The sequence below is a fragment of the Paenibacillus sp. 102 genome, from assembly GCF_039549175.1.
GTDB lineage: Bacteria > Bacillota > Bacilli > Bacillales > Bacillaceae_G > Bacillus_A.
Genome location: NZ_JBCGHT010000057.1, coordinates 1 through 1,341, shown reverse-complemented (window position 1 = coordinate 1,341; position 1,341 = coordinate 1). Strand labels below are relative to the sequence as shown.

The following is a 1,341-nucleotide window of genomic DNA, read 5'->3' as shown; positions in this document are numbered from 1 at the left end:
CCGATTATCTTAACAGTGTAGAATCCTTTAAAGATATAGCTCAAAAGCATTGTGTAGATATGACGATGTTAAAAAAATGGGTAGCTAAGTTTCGGGAACATGGATTGGCAGGTCTTCAAAAGACATATACAAATTACTCTGTTGAGTTTAAAATGGACGTACTTAAATTTATAAACGAGATGGGAGCGTCCATCGCAGAAGCCACTACAGTTTTTAATATTTCTAGTTCTAGCATGGTGTGGAAGTGGAAACATTTATTTGAAACACAAGGGATTGACGCTCTTCAACCAAAGGAAAAGGGGCGTCCACTTATGAAAAAGAAGCCAGAAAAAAATCAACAAGTAGAAGGGTCAGAAGAAGCATTAAAAGCGGAAATTGAGAGATTACGTATGGAGAATGCGTATTTAAAAAAGTTACATGCCTTAATTCAAGAAAAGGAAAAGTCACAGAACAAGACAAAGCGCAAATAATTTATGAGTTGAGGCACGAATTTAAAGTCATTGACTTAGTAAAAGTCGCTGATATTCCGCGTAGTACATATTATTACTGGGTGAAACGAATGAACCGCCCAGATAAATATCACGAAGTGAAAGAAATGATCCAACAGATTTTTCATAGGCACCAAGGTCGATATGGTTATCGTCGTATTACATGGACATTACGCAATCAAGGTATCATATTAAATCACAAAACAGTACGTCGCCTAATGAATGAGATGAATTTGAAATCTCTTGTCCGTATGAAAAAATATCGTTCTTATCGTGGGAAGGTTGGTAGAATCGCACCAAACATTCTAAAGCGTGATTTCGAAGCTACGAAGCCAAATGAAAAATGGGTAACCGATGTGACGGAATTTCACTTACATGGAGAGAAACTATATTTATCGCCAATCCTTGATTTATATAATGGAGAAATTATTGCTTATAACGTGGAGAAACGCCCTGTCTATCCGCTTGTATCAAAGATGTTAGATACAGCTTTTGGACACTTAAAAGACGGAGATACACCTATCCTTCACTCGGACCAAGGATGGCATTATCAAATGAAACAATACCAGCACACACTGATAGAACAAAGAATTACGCAAAGTATGTCTCGGAAAGGAAATTGTTTAGATAACGCAGTCATTGAAAACTTCTTTGGCTTATTAAAGTCTGAACTACTTTACTTACAAGAGTTCGAAAGTATGGAACACTTTAAATTAGAATTAGAAAAATATATTCATTACTATAATCATGATCGTATTAAAATAAAACTAAAAGGAATGAGTCCTGTACAATACAGAACTCATTTCTCGCAAGCTGCTTAAAAATATGTGTCTAACTTTTTGGGTTCACTTCA

Annotated in this window: 1 protein-coding gene; it reads left to right on the top strand. The window is 35.6% G+C overall.

The features are described 5' to 3' along the window. A protein-coding gene (locus AAIE21_RS29190; protein WP_481858726.1) for an IS3 family transposase occupies positions 1 to 1,309 on the top strand; the annotation gives its coding sequence in 2 pieces (ribosomal slippage) (positions 1 to 405 and positions 405 to 1,309; 1,310 coding nt annotated over the 2 pieces). This gene is flagged as partial in the annotation. Positions 1,310 to 1,341 lie beyond the last annotated feature (32 nt).